General features: G+C 70.3%; 7 protein-coding genes. 3 read left to right on the top strand and 4 right to left on the bottom strand.

Annotation, left to right across the window (positions count from 1 at the left end; all coding sequences use genetic code 11):
• The first annotated feature begins 189 nt into the window (after positions 1 to 189).
• The 3 genes from rfbB (at position 190) to glgA (ending at position 4,308) form a co-directional block, all read left to right on the top strand.
• Complete coding sequence (gene rfbB / locus QOZ89_RS02165) at positions 190 to 1,338, top strand: dTDP-glucose 4,6-dehydratase (protein ID WP_312622843.1); 1,149 nt, start codon at positions 190 to 192, stop codon at positions 1,336 to 1,338.
• Positions 1,339 to 1,817: 479 nt separating this feature from the next.
• Complete coding sequence (glgC, locus tag QOZ89_RS02160; protein WP_071047002.1) at positions 1,818 to 3,059, top strand: glucose-1-phosphate adenylyltransferase; 1,242 nt, start codon at positions 1,818 to 1,820, stop codon at positions 3,057 to 3,059.
• A 52-nt stretch (positions 3,060 to 3,111) separates the two neighbouring features.
• Positions 3,112 to 4,308: a glycogen synthase gene (glgA, locus tag QOZ89_RS02155; protein ID WP_071047003.1), complete on the top strand. Its 1,197-nt coding sequence runs from the start codon at positions 3,112 to 3,114 to the stop codon at positions 4,306 to 4,308.
• A gap of 405 nt (positions 4,309 to 4,713) precedes the next feature.
• Here glgA and QOZ89_RS02150 read toward each other — a convergent pair whose 3' ends face one another.
• The 4 genes from QOZ89_RS02150 to sufC form a co-directional block, all read right to left on the bottom strand.
• Entirely contained in the window at positions 4,714 to 5,169 is a 456-nt protein-coding gene (locus QOZ89_RS02150) for a metal-sulfur cluster assembly factor (protein WP_071047004.1), read from the bottom strand.
• A gap of 86 nt (positions 5,170 to 5,255) precedes the next feature.
• Positions 5,256 to 5,768, bottom strand: coding sequence for a Fe-S cluster assembly sulfur transfer protein SufU (gene sufU, locus QOZ89_RS02145; RefSeq protein WP_071047005.1), 513 nt, complete (start codon positions 5,766 to 5,768; stop codon positions 5,256 to 5,258).
• Entirely contained in the window at positions 5,765 to 7,075 is a 1,311-nt protein-coding gene (locus QOZ89_RS02140) for a cysteine desulfurase (protein WP_397428651.1), read from the bottom strand. The genes sufU and QOZ89_RS02140 overlap by 4 nt, the downstream gene beginning before the upstream one ends.
• Positions 7,072 to 7,839 carry a Fe-S cluster assembly ATPase SufC gene (gene sufC / locus QOZ89_RS02135; RefSeq protein ID WP_071047006.1) on the bottom strand — a complete coding sequence of 256 codons (768 nt, stop codon included), beginning with the start codon at positions 7,837 to 7,839 and terminating at the stop codon, positions 7,072 to 7,074. Before sufC ends, QOZ89_RS02140 begins: the two co-directional genes overlap by 4 nt.
• Between the last annotated feature and the right edge of the window lie 9 nt (positions 7,840 to 7,848).

Below are 7,848 nucleotides of genomic sequence, written 5' to 3'. Positions count from 1 at the left end.
GGCTGGGCGGCGCGACGCCCGGGTGTATGCGGGGGACGGCCCGGTGTCGCCGTTGGGTGCTGTGCCCGGGGCCGGACGCCGCGGCCTCGCGTGGCCGATGCCGCCCGGCGCACCGGGCTCGGCCCCCGAACGACCGCCGTTTCCCAGCCGCCCTGGCCCTGATCTCGACCTGAAAGGCCCGCTTACGCCATGACGACGCTGTTGGTGACCGGTGCCGCTGGGTTCATCGGTTCGAACTTCGTGCGCTACTGGCGCACCTGGCACCCGACCGACCGGATCATCGCGCTCGACGCGCTCACCTACGCCGGCCTGCGCGAGAACCTCGCCGACGTGCTCGGCGCCCCGGCGGCGGCCGGCGAGGGCGAGGCGACGTTCGTCCACGGCGACATCCGGGACCGGGAGCTCATTGAGGGGCTACTGCGCGAGTACAAGGTCGACACGGTGGTCAACTTCGCCGCCGAGTCACACAACAGCCTGGCGATCCTGCGGCCCGGCGACTTCTTCTCCACGAACGTGATGGGCACCCAGGCCCTGCTGGAGGCGGCCCGCACGGTGGGCGTCGACCGGTTCCACCAGATCTCCACCTGCGAGGTCTACGGCGACCTGGACCTCGACGATCCGGGGGCCTTCACCGAGGACTCGCCCTACCTGCCGCGCACCCCCTACAACGCGGCCAAGGCCGGCAGCGACCACGCGGTGCGCTCCTACGGCTACACCTACGGCCTGCCGATCACCATCACGAACTGCTCGAACAACTACGGGCCGTACCAGTTCCCGGAGAAGGTCATCCCGCTGTTCATCACCCGGGCACTACGGGGCGAGCCGCTGCCGCTGTACGCGTCCACGAAGAACCGGCGCGAGTGGCTGCACGTAACCGACCACTGCCGGGCGATCGACGCGGTGCTCGAGCGCGGCCGGGTCGGCGAGACCTACCACGTCGGCAGCGGCGTCGAGGCCGACATCGAGACCATCGCCGACACGATCCTCGCCGGGCTCGGCCTGCCCGACACGCTCAAGACGATCGTCCCGGACCGCCCGTCGCACGACCGCCGCTACCTGCTCGACTCCGGCAAGCTGCGCGCGGAGCTGGGCTGGGCTCCGCAGATCGACTTCACCGACGGCATGCGCTCGACGATCGCCTGGTACCGCGACAACGAGTCCTGGTGGAGCCCACTCATCGGCCGCTCCCCCGTCCAGGAAACCGCCTGGGTCGATCCCGTGGCCGGACGCTCCGCGCCCGCCACCGGGCACCGACTGTCGGGGCGAGACGCTGGACGCGCTCGCCCCGTGTCGGGCGCTGAGCGCCCTCCCCGCGTGGTACCGGGCCCAGGCATATGACGGTGGTAGAGCTGGGACCGGGCTGACGAGGTGGCTGGGTAGGCACTGCGCCAATGCGCCGTCACCAGCTGTGGCTGGACATCCGAGCCCACGGGATGCCTGTCGGGGCGAGACGCTGGACGCGCTCGCCCCGTGTCGGGCGCTGAGCGCCCTCCCCGCGTGGTTCCGGGCCCTGGCATATGGCGGTGGTAGAGCTGGGTCCCAGCTTGACGAGGTGGCTGGCAGACCTCCCAGATCGGCTTCGCCGATCCGGCAGGGACCCCGGGCGCAGCGCTGATGCGCCGTCACGGGTGGTGGTTGGGTTGGGTGCTTCGGCTGCTGAGTGAGCGATGTTCGTGCCGGGGTCTACTGAGGGCCATTCGCCGGTCGGTTCCGGGACGGACATCGAAATGCCAGCTCAACGACCTCGACAAGGGCGTGTGTGGTCACGCCTCGCGCACTAGGCTTCTGGATGTGCCGGAATCGCCTGAGCGGTCGATATGAGGAGTCCTGGGCCTCGGGTGCTCGGCCTGGTACTCGCCGGCGGCAAGGGGACGCGGCTCGCGCCCCTCACAGATGACCGGGCGAAGCCCGCGGTGCCGTTCGGCGGGCTGTACCGGCTGATCGACTTCGCGCTGTCCAACCTGGTCAACGCCGGCTACCTGCGGATCGCGGTCCTCACCCAGTACAAGAGTCACAGCCTCGACCGGCACATCACCACCACCTGGCGGATGAGCACCCTGCTGGGCAACTACATCACCCCGGTACCAGCGCAGCAGCGCCTCGGCCCGCAGTGGTTCGCCGGCAGCGCGGACGCCATCCATCAGTCGCTCAACCTGGTTCATGACGAGTCCCCGGACATCGTGGTCGTCTTCGGCGCGGACCACGTCTACCGGATGGACCCGCGCCAGATGGTCGCCCAGCACATCGAGACCGGCGCCGGGGTGACGGTCGCCGCGCTGCGGGTGCCGCGCGCGGAGGCCCAGGGGCTCGGCGTCATCCGGCCGGCGGCCGACGGCCGCACGATCGACGAGTTCCTCGAGAAGCCGACGGACCCGCCGGGGCTCGCCGACTCGCCCGACGAGACGTTCGCGTCGATGGGCAACTACGTCTTCTCGACGAAGGTGCTCCTGGACGCCCTGCACGCCGACGCCACCGACCCGGACAGCGTGCACGACATGGGCGGCGACATCATCCCGATGCTCGTCAACCAGGGCGTGGCCGGTGTCTACGACTTCAGCGAGAACGAGGTGCCGGGCGCCAAGGAGCGCGACCGGGGCTACTGGCGGGACGTGGGAACGATCGACGCCTACTTCGACGCCCACATGGACCTGTGCACGCTCGACCCCGTGTTCAACCTGTACAACCCGCACTGGCCGATCCTGACCAGCGTGCCGTCGCTGCCGCCGGCGAAGTTCGTCCGGGACGCCCCTGGCCGCACCGGCATGGCGGTGGACAGCATCGTGAGCAACGGGGTGATCGTCTCCGGTGGCCTGCTGCGCCGCTCGGTCCTGTCCCCCGGCGTGCGGGTGAACTCCTGGGCCCGGGTGGAGAACGCGGTGGTCATGAACAACACCGTGGTCGGCCGGCGGGCGGTCGTGCGGGACGCGATCCTCGACAAGAACGTCGTCGTCCCGCCCGGCGCCCAGGTGGGCGTCGACAAGGAGCATGACCGGGCCCGCGGATACACAGTCAGCGCCGACGGCATCACCGTCGTCGGCAAGGGCGTCACCGTCGAGTAGGCCGGCCGTTTCGCCCTCGTCCGGCACCAACTCAGCAAAAGGACCACGTGGGATGCGCGTCGCGCTGCTGACCAGGGAGTACCCGCCGAACGTCTACGGCGGCGCCGGCGTGCACGTCGAATACCTGGCACGCGAGCTCGCCCGCCTGGTCGACCTGACCGTCCACTGCGAGGGCGACCCGAAGGCGGACGACCCGGTCGGCTCGTCGCCCAGCGCCGGCGACCCGGTCCAGGTGGTGCGGCGTCATCGGCCGTGGGCCGAGCTGGACGGCGCGAACGACGCCCTTCGCACGTTCTCGCTGGACCTGTCCATGGCAGGCGCGGCGACCGTCGATCTGGGCGGCGTCGATCTCGTCCACTCGCACACCTGGTACACGAACCTGGGCGGGCACCTGGCGGCGATGCTCGCCGGGGTGCCGCACGTGCTGACGTCGCACTCGCTGGAGCCCCGCCGGCCGTGGAAGGCCGAGCAGCTCGGCGGCGGCTACCGGCTGTCGTCCTGGGCCGAGAAGACCGCGATCGAGGCCGCGTCCGCCGTCGTCGCCGTGAGCGCCGGCATGAGGACGGACATCCTGGACGCCTACCCCGGGGTCGACCCAGCGAAGGTCCACGTCATCCGCAACGGGATCGACACCGACGAGTACTCCCCCGACCTGGGCACCGACGTGCTGGAGCGGCACGGCGTCGACCCGGACCGCCCGTCGGTGGTCTTCGTCGGCCGGATCACCCGGCAGAAGGGCGTACCCGTTCTGCTGCGCGCGGCGGCGGAGCTGAATCCGCGTGCCCAGCTGGTCCTGTGCGCCGGTGCCCCCGACACCCCCGAGCTGCTCGCGGAGGTGACCGAGCTGGTCGACGCCCTCCACGCCCGCCGCGACGGCGTCATCTGGATCTCCGGAATGCTCCAGAAGCCCGAGGTCATCCAGCTGCTCTCGCACGCCTCGCTGTTCGCCTGCCCGTCGGTCTACGAGCCGCTCGGCATCGTCAACCTGGAGGCCATGGCCTGCGGCGCGGCGGTCGTCGCCTCCCGCGTCGGCGGCATCCCCGAGGTCGTCGACGACGGCGTCACCGGCCTCCTCGTCCCCCCGGACGACCCGCCGGCGCTGGCCGCCGCCATGAACGAGCTCCTGGCCGACCCCGCCCGCGCCCGCGCCATGGGCCGGGCCGGCCGCGACCGCGCCGTCACCGAGTTCGGCTGGCCCGCCGTGGCCCGCCAGACCGCCCGCCTCTACGAGTCCCTCGTCGCCGGCTAACACCGCCGGCCAGCACCACCGACTGGCGGCAGTGGCAGTGGCAGTAGCAGTAGCCAACCAAAAGAGCCCAGGTCCTCTTGGACCTGGGCTCTTCAACCGCCGGGGGCGATGACCCTCCGCCTCGTAGTTCTTACCTACTTGGCTTCGGGCTCGTCCTCGACGGCACCAGTTGTATACCTCCAGCACCGACCCACAAACACACGGTTACAAGATTTTTTCGCACCTCAGAAGGCGACCATCTCGCGAAGCCACTCGCTCAGCCCGGCGATCTCACTCGCCGACGCGTTACCCAGCGGCGTTGACCGCACGAACCGCAGCGTCGAGACGGCCGTGATCTCCTCCGTGCGAGCCCAGCTGGGCTGCTTCAGACCGGCACCACGCCATAGATCGCACCAATAGCGGCGATCAGACGTTGAAGCCGAGGGCTCGGAGCTGTTCGCGGCCGTCTTCGGTGATCTTGTCGGGACCCCACGGGGGCATCCAGACCCAGTTGATCGTGATGTCGGTGGCCAGGGAGTCCGGGCCGTCGACGAGCGCGGTGCGGGCCTGGTCCTCGATCACGTCGGTGAGCGGGCAGGCGGCCGACGTCAGCGTCATGTCCAGGGTGACGGCGTTGTCGTCGGCCACGGTGATCCCGTAGACGAGGCCGAGGTCGACGACGTTGATACCGAGCTCGGGGTCGACGACGTCGCGCATCGCCTCCTCGATGTCCTCGATCGTCGACCTGTCCACCGGCGGAACCGTGAGCCGCGACTGCTCGGCGGGCACCTCGGCCGCGGCGGGCGCCGTCGACGTGACGGCCTCCGGAAGCGGCGCGTCCTCGGCGAGAGCGGTATCGGATGGAGCGGTGCTGTCGGTCACTGTGCCTCCGGTTCGCTCCGTCGCTTCACTCGCTCCGCGGCCGTCCTCGTACCTCGGACGACCACTCCGCTCGCTCACTCCTGCGCTCACGCTTGCTTCTCCTGCTCGGGAACGGAGCCGGCTTCCAGCGGACGGGATGCCACGGCGGCGGCGCCGGCGGGGGACCCGTCGACGACCTGGGCGGTGGCGTCCTTCCAGGCCATCCAGCCCAGCAGCGCGCACTTGACGCGGGCCGGGTACTTCGACACGCCGGCGAACGCGACCGCGTCCTCGAGGACGTCCTCGTCCGGCTCGACGGTGCCGCGGGACTGCATGAGCGCCAGGAACTCGCGTTCCAGCGTCATCGCGTCCTCGACACTGCGGCCGATGACCAGGTCGGTCATCACGCTCGCGGACGCCTGGCTGATCGAGCAGCCCTCGCCCTCGTAGGAGACGTCCGCGACCGTGTCGTCGACGATCTTCACCCGCACCGTGACCTCGTCGCCGCAGGTCGGGTTGACGTGGTGCACCTCGGCGTCGAACGGCTCGCGCAGCCCGCGGTGGTGCGGGTTGCGGTAATGGTCCAGGATGATCTCCTGGTACATCGAGTCCAGCTTCACGCTCCGAAGAACCTCCGCACCCCGGCCAGACCTTCCACCAGCGCGTCGATCTCGCCGGTGGTGGTGTACAGGTGGAATGAAGCCCGGGTCGTCGCGGGAACGCCGTAGCGCAGGCACACCGGCCGGGCACAGTGGTGGCCGACGCGGACGGCGATCCCCTGCTCGTCGAGGACCTGGCCGACGTCGTGCGGGTGGATCGGCCGCCCGTCCTTGCCCGCGAGCAGGAACGAGATGGCGCCACCCCGGTCGACGGGCTCGGCCGGGCCGATGATCCGCAGCCCCGGCACCTCGACGAGCCGCTCCAGCGCGTAGGCGGTGAGCGCGTGCTCGTGCGCGGCGACGGCGGCCATCCCGGCCCCGCCCGCCAGCCCCGTCAGGTAGTCGACGGCGGTGCCGAGCCCGACCGCCTGGGCGATCATCGGGGTGCCGGCCTCGAACCGGTGCGGCGGCGGGGCGTAGGTGCTCTCCTCCATCGTCACCAGCTCGATCATCTCGCCGCCGCCGAGGAACGGCGGCATGACCTCGAGCAGTTCCCGGCGCCCCCACAGCACGCCGATGCCGGTCGGGCCGCACATCTTGTGCCCGGTGAAGGCGAAGAAGTCGACGCCGAGCCTGGCCACGTCGACCGGCAGGTGCGGGACCGACTGGGAGCCGTCGGCCACGGTCAGCGCACCGACCTCGCGGGCGCGGGCGGCGATCGTCTCCACCGGGTTGACGGTGCCAAGGATGTTCGACTGGTGGACGAACGAGACGACCTTCGTCCGGGGGTTGATCACCTTGTCCAGGTTGGACAGGTCGAGCCGGCCGTCATCGGTCAGGCCGAGCCAGCGCAGCGTCGCGCCGGTGCGCTGGCAGAGCATCTGCCAGGGCACCAGGTTCGAGTGGTGCTCCATCTCGGTGATGACGACCTCGTCGCCCGGGCCGAGCCGGAAGCGCTCGGCCTCCGCGCCGAAGGCGGCCGCGTTGCTGAACGCGTAGGCGACGAGGTTGAGCGCCTCGGAGGAGTTCTTGGTGAAGACGACCTCGTGCCGATCGGGCGCGCCGATGAACGCGGCGACCTTGTCGCGGGCGGCCTCGTAGAGCGCGGTCGCCTCCTCGGCGAGCGCGTGGATACCGCGGTGCACGTTGGCGTTGTGCAGCTCGTAGTACTCACGCTCGGCGTCGAGTACCGCGCGCGGCTTCTGCGACGTCGCCGCGCTGTCGAGATAGACCAGCGGCTTGTCGCCGTGCACGACCCGGTCGAGGATCGGGAAGTCCTTGCGGACCAGCTCTACGTCGAACTCAGGGATGCCAGCCATCTCGCTCATGCCGCCTCGCTGAACTTGACGTACTTGTCGTAGCCGCCTTCTTCCAGCGTGGCCGCGAGCTCCGGGCCGCCCTCATCGACGATCTTCCCGCCGGCCATGACGTGTACGAATTCCGGCTGCACGTAGCGCAGGATCCGGGTGTAGTGCGTGATCAGCAACGTGCCGGTCTCGCCGGCCGCGCGGACCGTGTTGATCCCGGCGGAGACGACCCGCAGGGCGTCGACGTCGAGGCCGGAGTCGGTCTCGTCGAGGATCGCGATCTTCGGCTTGAGCAGCGTCATCTGCAGGATCTCGTGGCGCTTCTTCTCACCGCCGGAGAAGCCCTCGTTCACGCCGCGCTCGGCGAACGCCGGGTCCACCTCGAGGTCCTTCATCGCCTCCTTGACCTCCTTGATCCACAGCCGCAGCTTCGGGGCTTCGCCCCGGACGGCCGTGGCGGAGGTACGCAGGAAGTTGGAGACGGAGACGCCGGGCACCTCGACCGGGTACTGCATGGCCAGGAAGATGCCGGCGCGGGCGCGCGCGTCGACGCTCATCGCGAGCACGTCCTCGCCGTCCAGCGTGATCGAGCCCTCGGTCACCGTGTACTTCGGGTGGCCGGCGATCGAGTAGGACAGCGTCGACTTGCCGGAGCCGTTCGGCCCCATGATCGCGTGCGTCTCGCCCTTGCGGACGGTCAGGTCGACGCCCTTCAGGATCTCGCGCGGGCCCTCGCCGTCCGTCTCCACGGTGACGTGCAGGTTCTGGATCTCCAAGGTCGACACCGGTCAGGT

It is taken from the genome of Pseudofrankia coriaricola (genome assembly GCF_032027725.1).
Taxonomy (GTDB): domain Bacteria; phylum Actinomycetota; class Actinomycetes; order Frankiales; family Frankiaceae; genus Pseudofrankia.
Note: the sequence above shows the minus strand (reverse complement) of the source record. Positions and strands in the feature narration are given on the sequence as shown.

What these genes read in the sequence shown, in the direction of transcription:
- QOZ89_RS02140 (WP_397428651.1), bottom strand. Translation starts at nt 7,075, where the DNA reads ATGAGCGAGATGGCTGGCATCCCTGAGTTCGACGTAGAGCTGGTCCGC.
- glgC (WP_071047002.1), top strand. Translation starts at nt 1,818, where the DNA reads ATGAGGAGTCCTGGGCCTCGGGTGCTCGGCCTGGTACTCGCCGGCGGC.
- rfbB (WP_312622843.1), top strand. Translation starts at nt 190, where the DNA reads ATGACGACGCTGTTGGTGACCGGTGCCGCTGGGTTCATCGGTTCGAAC.
- glgA (WP_071047003.1), top strand. Translation starts at nt 3,112, where the DNA reads ATGCGCGTCGCGCTGCTGACCAGGGAGTACCCGCCGAACGTCTACGGC.